Below are 20,068 nucleotides of genomic sequence, written 5' to 3' on the forward strand. Positions count from 1 at the left end.
TAAGGAACCAAAGGGAGTTCATTATGTGTAAAGATTGCGGATGTTCACTGCCCAGGGGCAACGGCGGGCATCATTCTCACGAGCATGGTCATTCTCACAGTCACGATCACAAGCACGGTCACAGTCACTCTCATGGCCATTCCCATGAGCACTCTCACAGCCATTCTCATAGCCAGGGCACAGTACACACCAACCCACAGCTGAACGACAGCAAGACACTGTCGGTGATCCACAAGATCCTCGACAAAAACGACATCGAAGCTCAGCACAACCGGGAACACTTCGAATCCCACGGGGTGATGGCCTTCAATATCATGAGTAGCCCCGGCAGCGGCAAAACCAGCCTGCTGGAGCATCTCGGTGCCTATACAGACAAAAAATACTGCGTCATTGAAGGCGATCTGGAAACCTCGCGGGATGCCGACCGCCTCAAGGCCAAGGGCATAGAAGCAATTCAGATCCAAACCGGCAGCGCCTGCCACCTGGATGCCTTTATGGTGCACGGTGCCCTGCACCAGCAAGCGCTCGACAACATGGATATCTGCTTTGTCGAGAACGTCGGCAACCTGGTGTGTCCGGCCAGCTATGATGTTGGCACCCACATGAATATTGTGCTGGTTTCCATCCCCGAGGGCGACGACAAGATAGAAAAATATCCTGTAATGTTCCACCGCGCCGATCTGGTACTGCTGACCAAGTGCGATCTGCTGCCCTACTTTGACTTTAATGTCTCCGAGGCCCGTGCCCAGGTGAGTAAGCTCAACCCCAAGGCCGAGGTATTGGAAGTCTCGACCAAAGATCCCGCCAGTTTGACCCGGGTCGCCCAGTGGCTGGATAAGCAGCTCGCCGCCTTTGCCGAGCGCACCAAGGAGGCCCGCTGATGTGTTTGTCTATCCCATCCCAGGTAGTGGAGCTGCACCCCGAAAGCCAGAGCGTTACCGTGGAAACTCTGGGGGTTAAACGCACAGTGAGCTGTCATCTGTTAGATGAACCGCTTGCCATTGGCGACTATGTGCTTATCCATATCGGCTTTGTGATGAACAAGATAGATGCCGAATCTGCCGCCGAGAGCCTGGCGCTGTACCGTGAGATAGCGGCCAAACTGGAGGCGGAAGATGGCAGAGCTTGAACTCAAGCAGCTGTACGACGGCTTTCGCTGCCCGGCCACTATCCGTAATCTGGCCGAGGAAATCGCCGCGCTGGCTCCCAAGCTGGCTGAGCCGCTCAATATCATGGAGGTCTGCGGCGGCCACACCCACACCATAATGAAATATGGCCTGCTGCAGCTGCTGCCGGAAAATATCCATTTCATTCATGGCCCGGGTTGCCCTGTGTGTGTCATGCCCAAAGAGCGGATAGATCAGGCCGCCGCCCTCGCCCGCCTCGATGATGTGATACTGGTGACCCTGGGCGATATGATCCGGGTTCCCGGCTCCAAGGGTTCGCTCGCGTCGGTGCGCGCCGAAGGCCATGATATCCGCGCCGTCTATGCTCCGCTCGATGCGCTGAAAATCGCCGCCGATAACCCGGACAAGACCATAGTCTACTTTGCCATCGGTTTTGAAACCTCCACGCCGATGACGGCGGTACTGCTGGAGCAAGCCGAAGCCAAGGGCCTTAGTAACCTCTTGTTTCATATCAACCATGTGCTGGTACCACCGGCAATAGATGCGGTAATGAGCCACCCCGAGACCAAGGTCAACGCCTTTATCGGCCCGGCCCACGTCAGCGTTATCAGCGGCGCCCGCATCTATCGCCCGGCGGTGGAACGTTATCACACCCCTGTGGTGGTCTCGGGCTTCGAGCCTGTGGATGTCATGCAATCCATCCTCGCGCTGGTCAAACAGAAAGTCAGCGGTCGCTGTGAACTGGAAAACCAGTATCAACGCGCCGTCAGCGAACAGGGCAATCTCTTGGCGCAGCAAAAGGTAGCGCAATTTTTTAAGGTACGCCCCAGTTTTCGTTGGCGCGGCCTTGGCCCCATTGCCGACTCGGCACTGATGCTGAAACCCGAATACAGTCACAGGGATGCCGAACAACGCTTTGCCGAGCGCTTGCCGGTGAAACAGATAGACGATCACAAGGCCTGCCAATGCGGCGATATTCTGCGTGGCATGGCCAATCCCAAGGATTGCAAAGTATTTGGCCGCGGCTGCACCCCGCAAACACCGCTCGGCAGTTGCATGGTCAGCTCTGAAGGCGCCTGCAATGCCTACTACAGATATGCCGGAGTAAACTGATGTCCGATAAACGAGTACAACTGAGCCATGGCGGCGGTGGCCGGGAAATGGCTGAGCTTATCAACAAGCTGTTTTTCGATGCCTTCGACAACCCCATTCTCAGACGCGAAGAAGACGCCGCCTGTTTGCATCTTGGCGGCGATTGCGCCTTTACCACAGACTCATTTACCGTAGCGCCGCTGTTCTTCAAAGGTGGCGACATCGGCAAGCTGGCCATTGCTGGCACAGTCAACGACTTAGCTATGATGGGCGCCGAGCCGCAATATTTAAGCTGTGGTTTTATCATAGAGGAAGGCTTTGAAATCAGCCGCCTGAAACAGATAGTCGCCAGCATGGCCGATGCCCTGTCTCAATGCGGAGCCCGCATCGTCTGCGGCGATACCAAGGTAGTGCCCAAAGGCTGCGCCGACGGCATTTTCATCAACACCTCAGGGGTGGGCCGTATTCTCAAGCCGGGCATTTCGGCTCATGCACTAAGAAGCGGCGATGCCATCTTGCTTTCGCGGGACATAGGCCGTCACGGCGCCGCCATCCTGAGTGCCCGAGAAGGGCTGGAGCTGGAGTCTGAACTCAGCTCAGACTGCGCCGTGCTCTGGAATGTGGTGGAACAACTGATCGCCGCCAATCTGGAGATCCACGCCATGCGTGACGCCACCCGCGGCGGCTTGTCGGCTGTGCTCAACGAGTGGGCCAAGGCCTCTAACAAGGGCATTACCCTCAGAGAAACCGCCATTCCCGTCTGTGATGAGGTACGCGGCGTCTGTGAACTCTACGGTTTTGAGCCCTGGGATCTCGCCAACGAAGGCAGCTTTGTCGTCGCCCTGCCCCGCGAACTCGCCGACGGCGCGGTCGAAATCATGCGCCGCTTCGGTCATTGCGATCAGGCCTGCATCATAGGCGAAGTAGGCGAACAACATCCGGGTAAAGTGGTACTGGAATCGGCCTGGGGCAGTCGCCGTTATTTGGATCTGCCACAGGGCGAGCTATTGCCGAGGATCTGTTGATGCACGAGTACTCTATCGTCAGTGCCCTGATGGAGCAGTGCCAGCAACTCGCCGCCGAGCACGGCGCCAAGGGCATTGCCCGGGTCGCCATCAAGATAGGCGCCATGAGCGGCGTTGAGCCTGAGTTGGTTCGCACCGCCTTCAACACCTTTCGTGAGCACAGTGTCTGCCACGATGCCGTGCTCGATATCGACATAGCGCCGCTGACGCTATCCTGCAACCAATGCCGGCAGCAAAGCACACCAGAGGAGCGCACCGTCATCTGTCCCCACTGCCACAGCCAGGATACCCGGATCATAGACGGTGAAGATATGCTATTGATGCAACTCGAGTTAATCACAGATTAAACCTGCCCAAGCAAAGCGGCGCCGCTATCTGTGTTGAACTGCACTTGTAAAACTTAAGGCCAAGGGCTATCGCTTCAATAATGCCTTTGGCCCTTTCCTCTATCCTTTCTTACTACTGCTATTTCGCCAATAAAACCTGTGCCGGCTTACTGCTAAACTATCCAGGCAGATAACACCTCTTGTTTTGTTAAGATGACTTGGTTACTTTAAAGGCGATTCAACCAGTTATAACATGCGGCTACCACAAGGACGGCTGGCATGCCAGTTCCCAAAAAAATCAATACAAAAATAATTTAAAAGGAGAACACCATGACTGAAAACAAGCAGTCTAAAATGGATATAAATTTACATGAGATCAAGTGCCCAGAATGCGGCGAAATAATGCCAAAGATTCGTATCCCCCAAAATATAAATCAACTGATGTGGGGTGGTTGGACTTGTCCTAAATGCAATTGCAAAATGGATAAGTTTGGTAAAAAGATCATCTAATTAAAAGGACTATAATCGAAATACTTATGGTTTCATCAAGTCTACACATGAGCTAATACAGCTAAGGAAGGTACGAGTAAGTCCTCGGGCCTTAAAGAAACTGCAGGCACACGTTAAGCTGATCTGTAGAAATAAGTAACCAGCCCTGCGAATACCCTCGGACGGTTGGGCTGAAAAGTGGTGGCAAGTATCTGTTTGAAGTCCTAAGCCGCGCGTTAACACCCTCTTGCGACTAATACAACTTACGCTACCTTCTGCGCCTCACTATAAGACACTTGCCACCATTTGACTGACTATTGCTTCGTCATACTGGCTTGTTTCAAGCCGATACGCTTGCCCAACCAAACACCCAAGCCCAGTGGCGCAAAGAACACTACCAGCAAGAACAGCACAATATAGAGGATCAGGCTTTTAATCACGCCAGTGAGCTCTTCAAACACCTGAGTCACAGTACGTTGCACCAGCGCGTCGGCTTCTTTGGTCACGGCCTGGCGCTCTCTATCCACCATCTGTTCCAGCGCAATGCGCTCACGTTCCACCATTTTTTCCAATGCCAGACGTTCAACGGACAGTTGCGCCAGATTGCGCTCGGCACTGGCATCCAATTGTGCCAACAGCGGCGTCAGCTCGCGGCGCAGATCCACTGCCAGCTCAGACATTAACTGCGGGCTTTCATTCATCAGCTTCTGAAATTTAGCCGAGGTTTCGCTGATGTCTTTTAGGGTTTGCTGGACCTCTTTTGAGTTGATGTTAGAGTGAAGGGCAAACAGTTCTGCCTTCCAGCCAAGCAGTTTTGGCGTTTGGCTCGCCAGCATGGCCATACGGTCGGACATATCGCTCATCACCTCAGGCACACTGCCGAAGGTAGTCACAGCATCAAACTCGCCAATCTTACGGAAGCTCAACCAGTCGTTAAACGCGGAGACCCGCGGAAAACTAACATCAAACAACGGATGGGCCATTGCATATTCGCGGATAAACTGCTGATTGGCAGTAAAATCGGCTTTACTCATCAGCCCCTGCATGCGGCGTTCATAATCAGCCAACAGCTGCTGACTGGTGTTGGCTGCCAGTTGCGTTTGCTCGCCAAACAATGCCTTGCCATTACCGGACTCAAAAAACTGCGCCATCTGAGCAGTAAATGCCCAAGTGTCTATCATGGCAGCAACCGGCGACACCTGAAAAATGGTTTGTCCCAGAGTTTGTTCGGCATTAATTTTCCACATCAGGGCATTGGATTTGATCTGCAGATCATCAGAGCGCTGCAGTATCAGATCGGCGCTCTGTTCTACTCCAGCAAAAAAGCTGCTGGCATATTCCCGGGTAAACACCCGCATGCTCAACTGCTCCTGCGGCAGCGGCTCAATACCGCTTTCCAATTTCACCTCAAGCAATGAACAACCCGAAGCCAGTAACGACAGACAAAGAACCAAACTCCAAGAGGATAAACTACGCATGGCACTCCACAAATACAGACCAATAATAAGGAAAAGAGGATCTTACCATTTTGCCGACTATTGCCGCCGAAGATAACCCAAAACGTGAGTAGACTCACAGCCCGCAAACAATTAAAAAACAATATGATTAAGGATATTTTAAGCGGGTGTTAACGGTCCACTCGATGACTAAGCTTACCCTTGGCGGATACAGAAAACTAATGCAATAACGCAAACAACAGCAACATTCCAGTGGCAATAGACAAGTTGGTCTTCCAAAAGGCATTTTGGGTTACCGTTTGCCGAATCAATACCCCGCTCCCCCTCAACCAACCGGCCCAACATCCGGCGATCAATGCTTGTAGCATCAAAATAGACCCCACCAACATATAGGTCAGATCCAACCAACCCTTGGATGGAAACATGGAAGGCAACAGGAATAATCCAACAATGCCCGCCAAGGCCGCCCAACTGCAACCCACCAGCAATGCCAACAGAGAAGACAACAAAAATCCCTTTAATCCTTGCATCACACTCTCCTTGTTCTCAATGAAATGGCTTCCCTTTAGCCTATGCTATTTTTTATCTACCCCGATTAAGAGAGTCAAGGTGAGTCACGAGGTTAAATCCCAGCACAATTTGCTCGCCTATGAAAAGTCGGCCAGACCATTACCTGGCCAATGTTTGACAAAGCATCGAATAAATTGCTTTATAAACAAAATTACTTCACTTCCGATGAATTTAATCTCGACTATTTTAATCCCAGTTGCTGATGCCCTGTTTGATTGATATAAGGCTTCAGGTCAGATAAAGGTAAAAAGAATTCATGCTCGCAGCCGTTACCGCGAGGAAACTCCCAGAACTTAAGACCACCTTGTCCATTTTGGGTTTCCAAGGTTAAGTGATAATAGCCCTTTGCACCATATTCTGTGCTATCGCAGTCAAATTCGGGATCGGCCTCCGTGCCCTTTGGGAACCACTTGGCCTGCAGTAAAGACGGTAGCTGATTTGTCTGCTGATCTGGATCAACATCATAAAACCACTGCCAAGGATGAAACCGCTCCCCCGTATTAAGATCAAAATTGGTAAAGTTAATTGATATTCCGCTGGCGCCATACCCTGCTGCCCAGCGATAGAATCTGACACTAAGCCAGTTATCGTTAGCAAAGCTGACCTCTACACCCGTTTCATCGCTAAATGCCGTGCCCATGCGCCCAAGAAAGTCTCTGCGGGTTTGATAATAATGCTCGAGTAACTCAGGGCTGGTGAGACGCTGCTTAAGCCAGTGATTGATTTTGTTCAGCCCGAGCTGTTGACCGCGAAATTCAAGCCCCACTTCGCCACCATAGGTGAGTTCCCGAAACTCCAAGGCATGGTTAAAACTCTGCCAGGCACCACGCTTAAGCTTGGGTTGGGTTTCCAACGCCAGATTATAGGCTTCGCTGCTACAGTCTGTAGCGTTATCAAAGGCTGAGACTCTCCTGAGGTTGATAGGCAAGGTCTTATCTCCTTGCGCCAAATACCAAAGTCCTTCGAGCTGTCCATCTTGAAGTGTGATTTGCCAGCGACCGGTGTCGTCACGCTCCTGGAAATGGTCATCCTTAAATTTCAGGCTGATAGGCTTCAGATACTTGATATAGTAATAACTGCCGGAATCACCATATTCGTTGAAACAGGCGCGGACTTGCGTTTTTCCCAAGGTTCCTTGCCACACACCTGCCAACTGTTTGGCATCGTCCTCTGTCATACTGCCTTGAATAGCGCAGGCACTCGAGCTCATCAATAACAAGGCCGAAGCGTAAAAGATGGTTTTGACTGCCATCCCTGTATCCTTAATCTTGGAGGTCAAAAGCTGGCAGCCTAGGGGAAGTATCCGTTAAAAGCAATGAGAGCAACTGAACTTCCAAGCGAAATGCGACCCCAAGCAAAACTGACTCGAAATAACACTGAGGTTTTGAAAGGTTTTGCCCATCAAACAGTGTCTCACCAGCACGTTAAGCAAAGATCCCCGGTGGCCAACCGCCCTGGAACCAGACGGCCTTGAAACACAGAACAACCCGAACCGAGTTCACAGCCCCACGGTTTAAGGTGACCAACTGACATGGCAAACCTGCGCTCCCACCAAGTCATTCAAGAAGTGGAGCCAGTATATTTGGTGATCGGCCAGCTTATCGCCCGGGCCTTTGACTTCCAGCCAGCTGATACGACCTTGGGGGTCAAACAATACCAGATCCGGGTGACCACTGCGGTAATGTTTGAGATCGCCAAGCATACGCTGAAACACGCGAACGAGTTTCGGCCCGGAAAGTGCCGCCAGTGTCAGCTCTAGTACCTGTTGCGGCAGGTTTTCCCAATAAACCCAATCGTTTGCCAGCCCCTGCTTTTGCTGAAAATGGCGCCAAATAACCGCAGCGGGCTCCCGAGCGATTTCATCGAGACGCGCCGTTATGGCCTCTTGCCGGCGACTGACAAACGCCTCGGTGAACATGTCCCGCGGACTGCGTTGAAACGGGTTATCGAATACCGCCTTGATGGGCGCAAAAATAATGTCCCAAAAGGCCAAGCCAAAGAGGCCACAGAGCAGAGTATTCTCGAGAAAAAATACTTGATAGCCGTGAGCTTCAAAATGCGCTGCCACCAATGATTCGACCCGCTCACCATTGGGAGAGAGTTGCAGAGCTATCGCCGGTGGCACACTCAGTCTACCCGGCACATTTTCTTTCAGCGCTTGCAGCCTTAACATCAAAGAATCAAGCGCCAAAGAATCAGGCGTTTCACTATGGCCTGATGGTGAGGCAAATTTGCTGTCTTTGCCATTTGGCAATTTTTTAAGCAGGCGTTTGCCCATGCGCTCAATGATTTGCCAGTGGCTTTCATTAGCGGCCAGCTCACAAAGGTGCAGCAGCGCATGCGTCAACGGCTGCCATTGAGCCTGTTTTTCCAAGCAGCGGCATAGGCGCTCCCTCGCCAGCCAATCTTCACACTGCGAATAGACACTGATGGCCAGGGAAGTTTGCCCCTGTCTTTCGGCTTCGCGGCCTATCAGAGTCAGTAGTTTTTGTCGGCGCCGCTCAAGCAAGGGATTAGCCTCGGGCATAGGGGAAACGGCATTGATTTGCTCAAGCAGTAACGGAATATCCAGCGGTTGTCTACCTAGCAGCGACTCATCTAACTGTTGACTCAAAAGACGTAATGCCAATGCTGTGCCCAGCTGCTCCGGGCTATCATAGGCACGGTGAGCCTTGTCCAACACAGTAACTTCAAAGCGCTGTAAACCCAGACCGCTAAGCACAAACTGGCTCAGATCCTGATAGCGATTGCCAAAGTAGAGTAGCAACAAGGCGTCGAGCAGTGGTTGGCATTTAAGCGCTAACCAATCGATGTCAAGGCTTGCATTCAATCGGCTTAACAGCGGCGGTAAGTAATGAGGTTCGAGAGCCAATATGGCCTGTTTCAGAGTCTCTTTGGAGCTGCGGGCGATATTCAACTGGCCAAGTGCAGCCATATCATCCTGGCACTGCTGAAATGTAAGCAGCGCCGAGCGCAGCTCGGTGAGAGTGACTCCTTTGAGCCAGGTTTCAGGCTCCGGCACTGAAGCGGTATCGATAAGCCCGGCTAGCTTGAGGCCTCTTATCGCGGGGGTAAGCTCTCCTATTTCCGGGTAGTTAAGCTTATCGGCGCGAAACCACTCGCCCTTGCGGGACAAGAGCCGCACCAATAACATCCGTGAGACCTTGGAACAGCCAAGGTATGCCGAACGTAACTTGGTCAGTTCGTCTGGCAAAATATCCAGGTAGCGGGAGCAACCCTCCAACAAGAGCTCAAAATTGCCAAGGTAATAATCGCTGGCCAGTTCGGGGGCTGCGGGCTTCACAACGCTCCTTATTCGCTACACAATGACGGGACGATATAACTTCTGAACAAGTAAAACATCTTTATCTGCCATTGTTCAAATGACGTTTTTCAATTCTTCAACCGGCATAGGGCAAGCAAAGTAGTACCCCTGAACCAGATAGACCCCCCGACTCTTGAGGTAAGCCAACTGCTGCGCCGTCTCCACACCTTCCACTATGGTTTCAAGTCCCGACTCCAGGCCAAAAGCTATGATGGCATTGAGCACATCCAGTTTAAGATCGTTGGTGCCTATGGTGTCGGTAAACATCTTGTCTACCTTGATACTGCCAATCCCCAAGGTCTGAATATACTTGAATCCGCCATATCCGGTACCAAAGTCGTCAATCGTAAAGCCATAGCCACGTGCGCTCAGCTTCGCGATTTCCTGTTTGGCCGTTTCTATGTCGGCAATGGGTAAACGCTCGGTGACTTCAAATTTCAAGCGTCCGGGTTCGGGCCAGTTGTTTTGCTCCAATAAGCGACTGAGATGCCCTCGCTCCAGATGGGCCGCAACCAGATTGATACTGACCCAAGCATTGGACTCCAATTCGGGCAAATGCTGCAACACTTGCTGCAACAATGATTCGGTAATGGGAATGATCAAACCACAGTTTTCGGCATGTTCGATAAAGGCGGCCGGGGAAATAAACTCCTTGTCTTTTTTCCAGCGCACCAACACTTCATAACCGACCAACTTTCCCTGACGAACATCCATTATCGGCTGATAGAAAGGAACAAACTCCTGATTAACGACTCCTTTCCGGAGCATACTTTCCAGGGAACAATGCCGATTGAGATAAAATGAATAGCCTGCAACCAAAAGCAGCCCAAGCAACAGGCTTGAAGGCACCCCGTAAGCAAATATCTGTTTCCAGGCATATTGATGTAGCTTTTGCCCAAACCACAGTCTTAACTCAACCTGTTGTTTTAAATTTTTGACGTACAGATAGTGAACATGATGCTCTCTGGGAACCTCCCGATTTCCCCTTTCAAAACTGACTTGTTCAAGCCCGGGAGCGAGATGTTGCAACTCCAGATAATAACAATCGGAACAGGGCAGGCTGATAAGCTCCCGGATCCAACTGCTATCCAAGACCCAATAAGCGAGATTGTTGTCGCGTCTGAAATAAAGCAAAAGCTCTTGATCTGTCCCATACATAGCCTTGGTTTGACTCAAACCAAATTGCTGCCCAGTGAGAGGTTCTTTAGGTAAGTCTGGCAGTTCGAAATCGATACCCAGTGAACTGCAGCCTACCCCGGCAGAATTCTTGACCCCTATGATCCGAAAATAACGGTTGTAGTATTCCGGAGCTCTCAAGAGTTGTGCATCGGTTGGACCGCAATCAAAATGGAACTGGGACACTTGATGTTCAATGATGCTGTTTATCGCCTGTGCTCTCTTGGTCAAATACTTCATCATGATGGCTGACTGATTTTGAACTATGACATTGGTAACGGGCCGAAGCAACAGCTCCGAGGACAACAATAACAACAATAATGGCAACAAAAACAACAGCAAATACCGTTTAGCCTCGGAGATAGCTTTCATCGTTGCTTTCCTGAACAAGAGTATCCCCTTATAACCTCCTCTAGTGGCCAATACCTTGAGCTAAACAACAAAACCGTCCCCTTGACGTTAACCGGCTAAAAAATAAGCTCGACTTGTTTCCCGATCCAAGTTTGGCTAGCCTGTGGCGCCTTGTTGACTTAATCACGCCATGGCCCGCATTTTCGAGCCAGACCTGATATACAAAGAAAAAAGTTGTTATTCGGAGCAAAAAATGAATGAAAATGTCATCCAGGCAATCCTGGTGTTTGCCGTATTTGTGGTGGTCAGTCTGGTTATCGACCGTTTCCTGAAACAAGTGGCGACCCGCTTTGACTCGGCGGCCAGCGAATCGTTTCGCTTGATCTCCAACTCCCAGCGCGTGGTACTGATATTTATCGGTGCCGTCTTGGCCTTATCCAAGTTGGGCTTTGATGTTGGCGCCCTGGTTGCCGGACTCGGGCTCACCGGCTTTGCGCTGGGTTTTGCCCTCAAAGACGCCATATCCAACCTGATTGCCGGCATTATGATAGTGCTCTATAAACCGATAAAGCTGGGCAATAAAATCGATATTACCGGCTCCAAGGGGACTGTGGTGGATCTCAACCTGCGTTATATTACGGTAAAGGATGAAGGCGTGACGCATCTGGTGCCCAACTCTTTGTTCCTCAACAATAAAGTTTCCATTATTGATGAAGATAAGCAATGACGGCGCCGCTTTGGGATAAGGTTGCCAACCAGGTCAATTTCAATCTGGAAATCGATGTGCAGCGCTTCCGCCTGTTGGTGAAACCCGATGCCAGAATACTGGACTTTGGATGCGGTTATGGCTGGATAGCCAAGCAGCTGAAACAGTTAGGCTATACTGATGTGCTGAGGGTCGCTCCCTCAGCCGCCATGATAAAGCGCGGCCTCAGTCTGTACCCGGACATCAATTTAATTCAGCTGCCGCCCACGCAGTTGCAGAAGCTGCTGGAAGACTTTGTCGACCTGAAAGATGAAGTCACGGCCTGTAAAACTTTGGCCGGCGATCCGGCTCAGCGCTATCGAGCCTTTGCCAGAAACCGCAGCAGGCTTTAGCTTAATTACGATAAATCGTCTGGATCAGATGAAAACCAAACTGGGTTTTGACCGGGCCATGTACTTCCAGTACAGGCTTTTTGAACACCACTTGATCGAACGCCTTGACCATCTGCCCTGGGCCAAACTCTCCGAGATCGCCGCCGCGTTTTTTTGAAGGACACTGAGAGTATTGTTTCGCCAGCTTGCCAAAATCTTCCCCTTTGGCGATACGGGCCTTGAGTTTTTCCGCCTCTTCACGGGTTTTAACCAAAATGTGTCTGGCGCAAGCTCTGGCCATGGGGTGTTTCTCCTGGGTCTAAAGGGTAAATTTGCGGCCGGCATTTTAGCAAACAATCTGTGTTTTATCTGCAATCACTCTCTCTAATCTCCCTCTTTCATCACTCTCATTAATGAGATGGTCATGGCGCGATACAGGCTTTATCATCAAACTTGATAATTGAATCGCCCACTATCTCTTCAGCTAATGATGGGCTGTCCGCTGGGTAAATACCGCCTTGCATCTTGGGGCGCCCCCATAAAGACGATAGAATGTTTCGCTGGGCGCTGACCTAAAATCAGAGGCCCGCTTTTAAATTCGCAGTGATCTAATGGCAAGCTTTCAGATGACGGCCAGTCTCACCCGCATTAAGGAATATCTATGTGGCATCAGCAACAACTGACCTTAAACGCCAAGCGGCGCGGTTTTCATTTAATAAGCGATGATATTGCCAAGGCTCTCGATGATATGCCTTACGTCAGTTGCGGCCTATTGCACCTGCAACTGCTGCATACCTCTGCCTCGCTGACGCTCAACGAAAACGCCGATCCCACAGTGCGGCAGGATTTTGAGGCTTGGTTCAATCACGCCGTGGCCGAAGATACCCCTTACTTTCGCCACACCTATGAGGGCGCCGATGATATGCCGGCCCATATTAAATCCAGCCTGCTGGGCACCAGTTTGCTGCTGCCTGTCAGCGCCGGACAGCTGGCACTGGGCACATGGCAAGGGATCTATCTTGGCGAGCACAGAGACAATGGCGGTCGGCGCCGCCTGCTGTTAACCCTGCAGGGGGAATAAAGTGGCAAGACTTGGCAAACCGATAAGAGTGAGCGGCGCGGCTTTTGTTGAGATGCTTTTGTTGAGATGCTTTTTGAGGCGGGTGTGAAACCGCCTGTTTAAGTCAATATGACTCAAACAGGCCTGATTGTTACTCGGCTATCCGCTCAATTCTTGCCAGATAGAAGCCATCGAAACCGGTTTTGGCCGGGCTGATGGTTTCCTCATCAAGTAAGCGGAAATGGCTTTGCTGCTTCAGAAAACGCGCTACCTGCTGCTCGTTTTCCTGCGGCATGATCGAGCAAGTGGCGTAAACCAGGATCCCGCCCACCTTCACCATGCGGCTGTAACTGCCGAGAATATGTTCCTGCAGTTCCATCAGCACCGGCAAGCGCTCAGGGGTATCACGCCATTTGGTGTCCGGGTTGCGTTTCAGCACCCCAAGCCCTGAGCAAGGCACATCTAAAAGTACCCTGTCGGCGCTGAGTTTCAAACGTTTGATGGTCTTGCTGGATGCAATCAGCCGGGTTTCCACATTGTGGGCGCCGGCGCGGCGAGCCCGCTGTTTGAGGTTATCCAGCTTCCACTGCTCAACATCCATCGCCAGCAGTCGTCCCTTGCCCTGCATTTTGGCGGCCAGGTGCAGCGTCTTGCCGCCGGCACCGGCGCAGGCATCAATGACCCGCATCCCGGGTTCTACCCCAAGGGCTTCGGCGACATGTTGCGAGCCGGCATCCTGCTGCTCGAACCAGCCCGACTTGAAGCATTCGGTGCGAAACAGCGCTGAATCGGAAACCACTTCAAGAGCGCTGGCAACCTCGGGGACTTCACAAGTCTCAACCCCTTCCTTGGCAAGGCGAGCCTTGAGTTCTTCCCGGCTGCACTTAAGTAAATTGGTGCGCAGATAACGTTTTGGGGCCTGAGTCAAGGCATGGCGCTCAGCCGGCCAGTTGTCCCCCAGTTGTTCACTCCCTAGCGCTTCGAGCCACTGCGGGCAACCATCGAGCAGCGCAGGCTGTGCTTGGGCCTCCGCCATCCGCTGCTCAAGCAGTTCACTGTCCATCTGCAGCGCGTAGCGCATTTTCGGCGGCTCAAGGCCATTGGCCATATGCCAGGCATTGATGAGCCGGGTGCCTTCACGCTCAATTTGCTCCGCTGCAACATCGGCCAGAAAGCTGTAATAACTTAAACGGCGCAAAATATCCCCGGTGACCAGAGCAATTCTGGCTTGCTCCCAAGGCTTGAGGCGCTCAGGTGCAAACTGCTTTGAGTAGGCGCGGTCCAGCGGCGCACCTTGAGTCAGTACCTGATTGAGAATCGCAATGACCAGCTCACTGGCATGTTCGCTAAGCGGGGAGTTAAGCATATTTGGGCCTCGGGATGGAAAACCGCTGGATCATAGGAGTTCGCCCCCGGCTCTGCAAGGGGCTTGAGTGGCTTTGGCGGGATTAATCCCTTTTTAAGACACTATTTGTCCGATTTGAGCTTTGGCATGCTTTGGCTCAGGGGCGATATGTCATCTCAAAAGAAACCCGGCAATCGCCGGGTTGGTTGAGTTAGCTCAAGTAACCTTGAATGCCGCCTTATTAGCGGGCCACATACTCGCGGGCAATCTCAGCCGCCAGCTTGGCATTGTTGTATACCAGCTCTATGTTGGCTGTCAGGCTGTGACCTTCGGTAATTTCGGCTACTTTGGCCAACAGGAACGGCGTTGAAGCCTTACCGCCTATGCCTTTCTCATCCATTTCAGCCACTGCGCGGGCGATGGCGCCATCGATCAGTGCTTTATCCAACGCATGCTCGTGAGGAATTGGGTTGGCAATCACCATACCGCCCTTGAGCCCCATGTCCCACTTGGCCTTCATGGCGGCCGCCACTTCTACCGGCTGATCCAAGCGATAGTCGACACCGAAGTCACTCTCGCGGGTGTAGAAAGCCGGCAGTTTATCAGTTTGAAAACCAACGACAGGCACGCCTTGCGTTTCCAGATATTCACGGGTCAGGCCCAGATCCAGAATAGACTTGGCACCGGCGCAAACCACAGCTACATCTGTGTTGGCCAGCTCCTGCAAATCGGCAGAGATATCGAAAGTTTGCTGAGCGCCGCGGTGCACACCGCCGATACCACCGGTAGCAAACACCTTAATACCGGCCATTGCCGCCAGGATCATGGTAGAAGCTACTGTGGTGGCACCGTCTGCCCCTTTGGCAACAATAAAGGGAATGTCACGGCGACTGGTTTTGATAACGGCTTCACCGGCCTTGCCCAGGTAATTGATCTCTTCCTGGCTCATGCCCACTTTGAGGCGGCCCTTGAGAATGGCGATGGTTGCGGGTACAGCGCCATTATCACGGATGATCTGCTCCACCTTGAGCGCTGTCTCAACGTTCTGCGGATACGGCATACCATGAGAAATAATGGTCGATTCCAACGCGACCACCGGTTTGCCTTGTTCCAGGGCTGCTTGAACTTCAGGATGAATATCCAGATACTGCTTCAGCATAACGACTCCTTGATAATACGGTTTACAGAGATTTCAGACATATTGGGGTTGATAGTTGCGATATGAGACAGCGCCAACCGGGCCGCGGCCATCGCAAATTCTGTGGTTTCCAGCAATGGCCACTGCTTGAGCCAACCGTGAGCCAATCCGGCCAGGAAGGCATCTCCGGCACCATTGGCGTTAACCATTTCCACCTGCTTGGTGGGCACCATCTGCGACTCGCCGCCATCACTGACAAATACCCCTTCACTGCCCATACTGAGGAAGATCCGTTTAACGCCCTGCTCATGGAACCAGTTAGCGATGGCGCTTAAATCTTCTTTGCTGCGCATTTCGATGCCGGAGAGGTGTTCGGCTTCCTTGAGGTTGGGTTTGAGGGTGTGGATGGCGTTAAGGTAAGGCTTGATTTTCATCGCCTTGACACAGGAAACCGTGTCAATAAATACCGGAACTTGAGGGAAGTTGCTCAAAAGATAGGATAAGGCGGCTTCAGAAAGGTTGGTATCCAACACCAGCAGTTCGGCGCGGCGCAGCATATCTTCCAGCCCCTTGAGCACATCGGGGCCCAATCTTTCCAAAATGGCCATGTCGTTGATGGCTACATGCATATCGGCGTCGCCATCCAGTACCGAAAGATAGGTGGAGGTCACCGCATCTTCGAACTGCAAGCTGTTACCCATATCGACTCCGGCCTGACGACACTGGGCGGTGATCATTTCACCATAAGCGTCTTTGCCTATCGCCGTTACCAGCCGGGTATCTGAACCCAGGCGAGCCAGGTTTTCGGCAATGTTACGCCCAACACCGCCGGGTGAGCAACTGACGCTGCCAGGGTTGGAATCCCCCACCCGTAGCTTGGAAGCCGGCCGACCAAGAATATCCATATTGGCGCCGCCTATCACTACCGCATAGGGGTTCTCCACCAGGATATAACCCTTACCACGGATCACACCTTTATGAGTCAGGTTCATGATATGACCTGCGACGGCAGAGCGGGTTATGCCCAATTGATCAGCAATTTTTTGCTGTGGGATCAATGGGTCAGCTTTAATCAGGGCCAGAATTTCGAGTTCACGTTCTGTCATTGGCGCGCTCCTGCACAAACATTTGTTTACGTGACAAACTTTTGTTTGCACAATAAACATTGTACCGACGCCTAGCAAGCGGAATTTAACGCCAAATGATGACTTTGTGATCGGAAAAACATTTTTTAACAAACCAGAGTTTTTTAAAAAACCATTAAAATCAGAAATATAAAATAAAAATGGCGAGACATTTGTCGTTAAAGAAACAATGGGAATATCTGAAATTAACTGCGGAAAATTCGAGCGCAACAGCTGTTGTATTAAAGTGAGCGAGGTTTAACTGTTAGCGGCGCTCACCTTGCCGACCAAGAACCAGAGGCAAGATGACCTTGGCCAGTCACGTAAGGACCTAGTTTAAACACGATGAACAATCTATTTGGCGTCTATAATCGACCGGAACATGCATTCGCCACTATCGCTTGGACACCAGTGAATAAACTGAAAATCGTTAGTTGAATGCTGTAGGGAAATCAAACAAAGAAAAGTCACAGAAGAGAAGACTCAGAGGGAAAGAAAAGGCTCGATAACAAACTCAAATCCCCTTCAAGTTCCACTGACTCATGGCACGGATGGAAAATATGATAGCTTGCGGTCGGTCCATTGCCGCCCGCAAGCGCTAAGACTTAGTGATTTGCGCCTGAACGTCAGATCCCAAGTTCTTTAAATAGATCGTCGGTATCATCATCGGTATTGGCAGCTTTCACCCAAGGTGATTCAGGCGTTTTACCCTGCGCCTGTTGATTACCGTGGCGAGCCAACAGAAGATCCGGGTCAAATTCCTCATCGGTTTCAAATTCGGCCAGGCGGATAAACTCTGTCTTGTCCATGGCGAATTCCAGATAGAAGATGTGGTTGTTTTCTGTTTTGAACGACACTCTGCGGGCAATGGGCTCATCTAGGTTGGCATCGATGGAAATAGTCAGCTCTTTGTTGATAGTCAACATTTTAGGCTGGCTCTGACTGATGGAGGTTTGCAGCTCCTTGGACACCTTGCCAATAAAATCCCCCAACATCTGGTTCATCAACTCGCCCATGACATTGCCCACCTCATCCGAAGTATGAGAGAAAGCCAACTCCTCCTCCGGCATGCCCATATGCAACATATAACGGCGATAGATTTCCAAGGCAGCCGCCGCCGAAAAGTTGATCACCACCAAGCCTGAGAAACCGCCATCAAAGATAGAAAAACAACCTAGGTCCGGCTTGAGTCGGGTGCGAGTTATTTTTTGCACTATACCGGCATGAGACAGCGTGCTGGCAGTGGTGGCCGACAAGACATGGGTCACAGAGTGACAGAGTTTAAGCAAAATATCGTCTGAACTAATGACTTGAGGTGTATTCATGGAATGAGACCAATAATAGAGATATGAGGTTAATTTTGAGCCGTTTTACCGCAAAAATCAAATGAAAACAAATAATTAGAAATACGCCACCAAATGTAACCCTATGTATCTTAAGCTTTTGATATTAAGGCGAATATAGACACAAGCTTAGCTTGAAACTATCGGCCGCTTCCACCTTGGTTTGAACAGAAAAAACCAGAACAATGAAGCAGATCAACAAAGCGAGACACTCAATGTAAAAAGGTTTCACTTGGTTTTTCCTGCGGGTTATAGTCGCTGCAACTACCTAAAAAGAAATAACAAAGGAGCACAACATGGCATTACTCAGGAAGCTCACCATCCTTCAGCGGCTCATTCTTATGCTGGTTCTGGCTGCGATAGGCACCCTGTGTTTCGCCAGTTTCTCCATTAAAGAACAATACGACAACCTGCTCACTCAAAAATGGCTGCAAAATGACGCCCAGTTGAATACCGCGCTCTCGGTAGTCGCTGCTCACCGCGAACAAGCCAAAGCAGGAACACTGACACTCGAACAGGCTCAGCAAGAATCGGCCACTCTGGTGAGCCAGATGCGTTATGGCCGTGAAGGCTACTTCATTTTGCTGTCGGATAATGGCCAAATCATTGCCCACGGTGCCGAGCCCGCAAAGATAGGTCAATCCATCGCATCATACAGCATCAAGGATGGCACCAATCCCCTCGCCATACTGCAACAGCAAGCCAAGGCCCAAGGTAGCGCCAAACTCAGTTATGCTATGTACAATCCCGCCAACGGTAATATCGAAGAAAAACTCACAGAGGCCAGATACGATAAAGACTGGGGCTGGACTCTGCTGACCGGTACCTATATCAGTGATATCAATGCCACCATGATGTCAGTTTCCATGGACTATGTAGTGATTATGGTACTGATTGCCACGCCTATTTTTCTGTTTTTCCTGGTACTCAATCAATCGATTACCGCACCACTCAAGACGGCGATCGCCGCCATGGAAGATATCGCCCAAGGCGAAGGGGATCTCAGCAAGCGCCTCGATGGTCAAAGCCGTGACGAAGTGGCGGCTCTAGCCCGCGCCTTCAATAATTTTGTCGAAAAGATAGGTAGAACCGTCAGCGAATTGCAGCCACTTGGTGCATCACTTGGGGAGGATGCCGAGCATTTAACGGTCGCGGTTCAAGAGTCGAACCACAGCGCAGATAACATTCACAGAGAAACCGCCAGTGTGGCCACTGCGGTCAACCAAATGTTGGCCACCACTCAGGAGATGGCCAACAACACCCAGTTGGCTGCCGATGCTGCTTCCAGCGTCAAACAACAAGCCCTCAGCGGCAAAGAAACCATGGACACAACCTTGGCAAACTGTCAGGAACTGGTGCGCGAATTGCAGGCGGCAGAGAACCTCACAGAGACCCTGGGTCAGGCTTCCAGCAGAATTGGCGGCATTCTCGACGTTATCCGCACCATTGCCGAACAGACCAACCTCCTGGCACTCAATGCCGCCATCGAAGCCGCCCGCGCCGGTACTCACGGCCGCGGCTTTGCGGTTGTGGCCGATGAAGTGCGCGCCCTGGCCAACCGTACTCAGGACTCCACCAATGAAATTCATAAGCTGATCAGTGAGATCCAGTCTGGCGTCAGTGCTGTCATGGACAGTAATGCACAAACCCAGCATCAATCTTCTGAACTGCAAAAGCAGGCTGAGGCGGCAGGTTCGGCCATGGATCAAATCCTGTCATTGGTAGCACAGATAAGCGATATGAACACTCAACTGGCCAGCGCCACCGAAGAGCAATCATTGGTAACCGAAGAGATCAACCGCAACGTCAGTACCATTTCCGAACTGACCCAAGTATCGGTTCAGGCCAATGCCAATAATCAAAATGCCGCCATGTCGCTGCAGCAGATCAGTGAAAACATGCGCCGTACCTTGGGACAGTTCAAAATCTGATTAACCAAGCCCCAAAAAGCCAACTATCATCCTCATAAGGGGGCGGAATTTGTTCCGCCCCCTTATGCTTGTGATATGCTGAACCGTGTGGTTTGCACATCAATCAAACGGC

General features: G+C 51.3%; 20 protein-coding genes. 10 read left to right on the forward strand and 10 right to left on the reverse strand.

All coding sequences use genetic code 11. The features are described from left to right. Nucleotides 1–23 precede the first annotated feature (23 nt). The 6 genes from hypB (at nt 24) to CBE72_RS12335 (ending at nt 4,080) form a co-directional block, all read left to right on the forward strand. Entirely contained in the window at nt 24–881 is an 858-nt protein-coding gene (hypB, locus tag CBE72_RS12310; protein WP_071477386.1) for a hydrogenase nickel incorporation protein HypB, read from the forward strand. Then, the gene (locus tag CBE72_RS12315; protein ID WP_025010286.1) at nt 881–1,129 is read left to right on the forward strand and encodes a HypC/HybG/HupF family hydrogenase formation chaperone; all 249 of its coding nucleotides are present in this window, start codon (nt 881–883) and stop codon (nt 1,127–1,129) included. Before hypB ends, CBE72_RS12315 begins: the two co-directional genes overlap by 1 nt. Next, nucleotides 1,116–2,240 (forward strand): hydrogenase formation protein HypD, encoded by a 1,125-nt coding sequence (hypD, locus tag CBE72_RS12320; RefSeq protein WP_100143770.1) that lies wholly within the window; start codon nt 1,116–1,118, stop codon nt 2,238–2,240. Before CBE72_RS12315 ends, hypD begins: the two co-directional genes overlap by 14 nt. Beyond that, on the forward strand, nt 2,240–3,244 hold the full coding sequence (gene hypE, locus CBE72_RS12325) for a hydrogenase expression/formation protein HypE (protein WP_100143772.1): 1,005 nt from the start codon (nt 2,240–2,242) through the stop codon (nt 3,242–3,244). Before hypD ends, hypE begins: the two co-directional genes overlap by 1 nt. After that, entirely contained in the window at nt 3,244–3,591 is a 348-nt protein-coding gene (hypA, locus tag CBE72_RS12330; protein WP_071477383.1) for a hydrogenase/urease nickel incorporation protein HypA, read from the forward strand. Before hypE ends, hypA begins: the two co-directional genes overlap by 1 nt. 309 nt (nt 3,592–3,900) lie before the next feature. Next, on the forward strand, nt 3,901–4,080 hold the full coding sequence (locus tag CBE72_RS12335; protein WP_100143774.1) for a hypothetical protein: 180 nt from the start codon (nt 3,901–3,903) through the stop codon (nt 4,078–4,080). Between the two features lie 293 nt (nt 4,081–4,373). On the opposite strand, the gene CBE72_RS12340 is transcribed toward CBE72_RS12335, so the two are convergent. The 5 genes from CBE72_RS12340 to CBE72_RS12360 form a co-directional block, all read right to left on the reverse strand. Continuing rightward, on the reverse strand, nt 4,374–5,537 hold the full coding sequence (locus CBE72_RS12340) for a chemotaxis protein (RefSeq protein WP_100143776.1): 1,164 nt from the start codon (nt 5,535–5,537) through the stop codon (nt 4,374–4,376). A gap of 197 nt (nt 5,538–5,734) precedes the next feature. Next, nucleotides 5,735–6,046 carry a hypothetical protein gene (locus CBE72_RS12345; RefSeq protein ID WP_100143778.1) on the reverse strand — a complete coding sequence of 104 codons (312 nt, stop codon included), beginning with the start codon at nt 6,044–6,046 and terminating at the stop codon, nt 5,735–5,737. Between the two features lie 221 nt (nt 6,047–6,267). Continuing rightward, nucleotides 6,268–7,338, reverse strand: a complete 1,071-nt coding sequence (locus tag CBE72_RS12350) for a hypothetical protein (protein ID WP_100143780.1) — start codon at nt 7,336–7,338, stop codon at nt 6,268–6,270. Nucleotides 7,339–7,599: 261 nt separating this feature from the next. Next, entirely contained in the window at nt 7,600–9,390 is a 1,791-nt protein-coding gene (locus tag CBE72_RS12355) for a VRR-NUC domain-containing protein (protein ID WP_100143782.1), read from the reverse strand. Nucleotides 9,391–9,465: 75 nt separating this feature from the next. Next, nucleotides 9,466–10,959 (reverse strand): EAL domain-containing protein, encoded by a 1,494-nt coding sequence (locus CBE72_RS12360; RefSeq protein WP_100143784.1) that lies wholly within the window; start codon nt 10,957–10,959, stop codon nt 9,466–9,468. A 232-nt stretch (nt 10,960–11,191) separates the two neighbouring features. Here CBE72_RS12360 and CBE72_RS12365 point away from each other — a divergent pair, with 232 nt between their 5' ends. Together CBE72_RS12365 and CBE72_RS12370 are read left to right on the forward strand one after the other, a co-directional pair. Further along, entirely contained in the window at nt 11,192–11,665 is a 474-nt protein-coding gene (locus CBE72_RS12365; RefSeq protein WP_157929083.1) for a mechanosensitive ion channel family protein, read from the forward strand. Then, nucleotides 11,662–12,036 (forward strand): methyltransferase domain-containing protein, encoded by a 375-nt coding sequence (locus tag CBE72_RS12370; RefSeq protein ID WP_100143788.1) that lies wholly within the window; start codon nt 11,662–11,664, stop codon nt 12,034–12,036. Before CBE72_RS12365 ends, CBE72_RS12370 begins: the two co-directional genes overlap by 4 nt. Before the next feature lies 1 nt (nt 12,037). Here the strand turns inward: CBE72_RS12370 and CBE72_RS12375 are convergent, their stop codons facing one another. Then, complete coding sequence (locus CBE72_RS12375) at nt 12,038–12,316, reverse strand: peptidylprolyl isomerase (RefSeq protein WP_025010268.1); 279 nt, start codon at nt 12,314–12,316, stop codon at nt 12,038–12,040. Between the two features lie 360 nt (nt 12,317–12,676). On the opposite strand from CBE72_RS12375, the gene CBE72_RS12380 reads away from it, so the two are divergent. Further along, nucleotides 12,677–13,096 carry a secondary thiamine-phosphate synthase enzyme YjbQ gene (locus CBE72_RS12380; RefSeq protein WP_025010267.1) on the forward strand — a complete coding sequence of 140 codons (420 nt, stop codon included), beginning with the start codon at nt 12,677–12,679 and terminating at the stop codon, nt 13,094–13,096. 130 nt (nt 13,097–13,226) lie between these two features. Here the strand turns inward: CBE72_RS12380 and CBE72_RS12385 are convergent, their stop codons facing one another. The 4 genes from CBE72_RS12385 to CBE72_RS12400 all read right to left on the reverse strand — a co-directional run bounded on the left by CBE72_RS12385 (nt 13,227) and on the right by CBE72_RS12400 (nt 18,007). After that, nucleotides 13,227–14,441, reverse strand: coding sequence for an RsmB/NOP family class I SAM-dependent RNA methyltransferase (locus tag CBE72_RS12385; RefSeq protein WP_100143790.1), 1,215 nt, complete (start codon nt 14,439–14,441; stop codon nt 13,227–13,229). 220 nt (nt 14,442–14,661) lie between these two features. Further along, nucleotides 14,662–15,579, reverse strand: a complete 918-nt coding sequence (locus CBE72_RS12390) for a pseudouridine-5'-phosphate glycosidase (RefSeq protein WP_100143792.1) — start codon at nt 15,577–15,579, stop codon at nt 14,662–14,664. After that, a complete protein-coding gene (locus CBE72_RS12395) occupies nt 15,573–16,664 on the reverse strand; it encodes a PfkB family carbohydrate kinase (protein ID WP_100143794.1) in 1,092 nt (363 codons plus the stop codon). The genes CBE72_RS12390 and CBE72_RS12395 overlap by 7 nt, the downstream gene beginning before the upstream one ends. Before the next feature lie 644 nt (nt 16,665–17,308). Then, a complete protein-coding gene (locus tag CBE72_RS12400; RefSeq protein WP_100143796.1) occupies nt 17,309–18,007 on the reverse strand; it encodes a DUF3334 family protein in 699 nt (232 codons plus the stop codon). 314 nt (nt 18,008–18,321) lie between these two features. Here CBE72_RS12400 and CBE72_RS12405 point away from each other — a divergent pair, with 314 nt between their 5' ends. Then, nucleotides 18,322–19,956, forward strand: coding sequence for a methyl-accepting chemotaxis protein (locus CBE72_RS12405; protein ID WP_100143798.1), 1,635 nt, complete (start codon nt 18,322–18,324; stop codon nt 19,954–19,956). Nucleotides 19,957–20,068: the final 112 nt, after the last annotated feature.

This window comes from Shewanella carassii (assembly GCF_002777975.1).
Classification (GTDB): Bacteria; Pseudomonadota; Gammaproteobacteria; order Enterobacterales; family Shewanellaceae; genus Shewanella; species Shewanella carassii.

Coding starts and splice junctions, on each gene's coding strand:
- CBE72_RS12345 (WP_100143778.1), bottom strand. CDS start 6,046: ATGCAAGGATTAAAGGGATTTTTGTTGTCTTCTCTGTTGGCATTGCTG.
- CBE72_RS12400 (WP_100143796.1), bottom strand. CDS start 18,007: ATGAATACACCTCAAGTCATTAGTTCAGACGATATTTTGCTTAAACTC.
- CBE72_RS12395 (WP_100143794.1), bottom strand. CDS start 16,664: ATGACAGAACGTGAACTCGAAATTCTGGCCCTGATTAAAGCTGACCCA.
- CBE72_RS12375 (WP_025010268.1), bottom strand. CDS start 12,316: ATGGCCAGAGCTTGCGCCAGACACATTTTGGTTAAAACCCGTGAAGAG.
- CBE72_RS12380 (WP_025010267.1), top strand. CDS start 12,677: ATGTGGCATCAGCAACAACTGACCTTAAACGCCAAGCGGCGCGGTTTT.
- hypE (WP_100143772.1), top strand. CDS start 2,240: ATGTCCGATAAACGAGTACAACTGAGCCATGGCGGCGGTGGCCGGGAA.
- CBE72_RS12315 (WP_025010286.1), top strand. CDS start 881: ATGTGTTTGTCTATCCCATCCCAGGTAGTGGAGCTGCACCCCGAAAGC.
- CBE72_RS12390 (WP_100143792.1), bottom strand. CDS start 15,579: ATGCTGAAGCAGTATCTGGATATTCATCCTGAAGTTCAAGCAGCCCTG.
- CBE72_RS12370 (WP_100143788.1), top strand. CDS start 11,662: ATGACGGCGCCGCTTTGGGATAAGGTTGCCAACCAGGTCAATTTCAAT.
- CBE72_RS12340 (WP_100143776.1), bottom strand. CDS start 5,537: ATGCGTAGTTTATCCTCTTGGAGTTTGGTTCTTTGTCTGTCGTTACTG.
- CBE72_RS12360 (WP_100143784.1), bottom strand. CDS start 10,959: ATGAAAGCTATCTCCGAGGCTAAACGGTATTTGCTGTTGTTTTTGTTG.
- hypD (WP_100143770.1), top strand. CDS start 1,116: ATGGCAGAGCTTGAACTCAAGCAGCTGTACGACGGCTTTCGCTGCCCG.
- hypA (WP_071477383.1), top strand. CDS start 3,244: ATGCACGAGTACTCTATCGTCAGTGCCCTGATGGAGCAGTGCCAGCAA.
- CBE72_RS12365 (WP_157929083.1), top strand. CDS start 11,192: ATGAATGAAAATGTCATCCAGGCAATCCTGGTGTTTGCCGTATTTGTG.
- hypB (WP_071477386.1), top strand. CDS start 24: ATGTGTAAAGATTGCGGATGTTCACTGCCCAGGGGCAACGGCGGGCAT.
- CBE72_RS12385 (WP_100143790.1), bottom strand. CDS start 14,441: ATGCTTAACTCCCCGCTTAGCGAACATGCCAGTGAGCTGGTCATTGCG.
- CBE72_RS12405 (WP_100143798.1), top strand. CDS start 18,322: ATGGCATTACTCAGGAAGCTCACCATCCTTCAGCGGCTCATTCTTATG.
- CBE72_RS12350 (WP_100143780.1), bottom strand. CDS start 7,338: ATGGCAGTCAAAACCATCTTTTACGCTTCGGCCTTGTTATTGATGAGC.
- CBE72_RS12335 (WP_100143774.1), top strand. CDS start 3,901: ATGACTGAAAACAAGCAGTCTAAAATGGATATAAATTTACATGAGATC.